This is a genomic window from Halosolutus sp. DAT137 (genome assembly GCF_059736405.1).
On sequence record NZ_JCAQID010000023.1, the window covers coordinates 1 to 1,128 of the forward strand.

The 1,128-nt window shown below is 56.8% G+C and carries 1 rRNA gene; it reads left to right on the forward strand.

Features of this window, described 5'->3' with window-relative positions:
* Positions 1 to 1,128: ribosomal RNA gene (locus AC6I6L_RS20665) — 23S ribosomal RNA — on the forward strand; the annotation flags it as partial.

Genomic DNA, 1,128 nt, shown 5'->3' on the forward strand with positions numbered 1-1,128 from the left:
GCAGGAGAGCGCAAGAGAGGTCAACCCAGAGCCCGTGAAAAGACGAGCACACTGTCCGTACCGAGATCCGACACAGGTACTCGTGGCGGCGAAAGCCAAGGTCTGTCGGGATCAACCGACGTTAGGGAATTCGGCAAGTTAGTCCCGTACGTTCGCAATAAGGGATGCCTGCCTCGCGAAGAGGCAGGTCGCAGTGACTCGGGCGCTCCGACTGTCTAGTAACAACATAGGTGACCGCAAATCCGCAAGGACTCGTACGGTCACTGAATCCTGCCCAGTGCGGGTATCTGAACACCCCTTACAAGGGGACGAAGGACCCGTTAACGGCGGGGGTAACTATGACCCTCTTAAGGTAGCGTAGTACCTTGCCGCTTTAGTAGCGGCTTGCATGAATGGATCAACGAGAGCGCCACTGTCCCAACGTTGGGCCCGGTGAACTGTACGTTCCAGTGCGGAGTCTGGAGACCCCCAAGGGGAAGCGAAGACCCTATAGAGCTTTACTGCAGGCTGTCACTGAGACGTGGTCGCCATTGTGCAGCATAGGTAGGAGCCATTACACAGGTAGCCGCGCTAGCGGCCCACCGAGGCATCATTGAAATACTACCCGATGGTGACTGCGACTCTCACTCCTGGCGGAGGACACTGGTAGCCGGGCAGTTTGACTGGGGCGGTACGCGCTTGAAAAGATATCGAGCGCGCCCCAAGATTTCCTCACTCGGGTCGGAGACCCGAGGAAGAGCGCAAGAGCATACGGAAGTCTGACAGTGTCCGGCACAACGACGGACGCTGACGCGAAAGCGTGGTCTAGCGAACCAATTAGGCTGCTTGATGCGGCCAATTGCTGACAGAAAAGCTACCTTAGGGATAACAGAGTCGTCACCCGCAAGAGCACATATCGACCGGGTGGCTTGCTACCTCGATGTCGGTTCCCTCCATCCTGCCCGTGCAGAAGCGGGCAAGGGTGAGGTTGTTCGCCTATTAAAGGAGGTCGTGAGCTGGGTTTAGACCGTCGTGAGACAGGTCGGCTGCTATCTATTGGGGGTGTTACGGTATCTGACGGGAACGATCGTATAGTACGAGAGGAACTACGATTGGGTGCCACTGGTGTACCAGTTGTTCGAGAGAGCA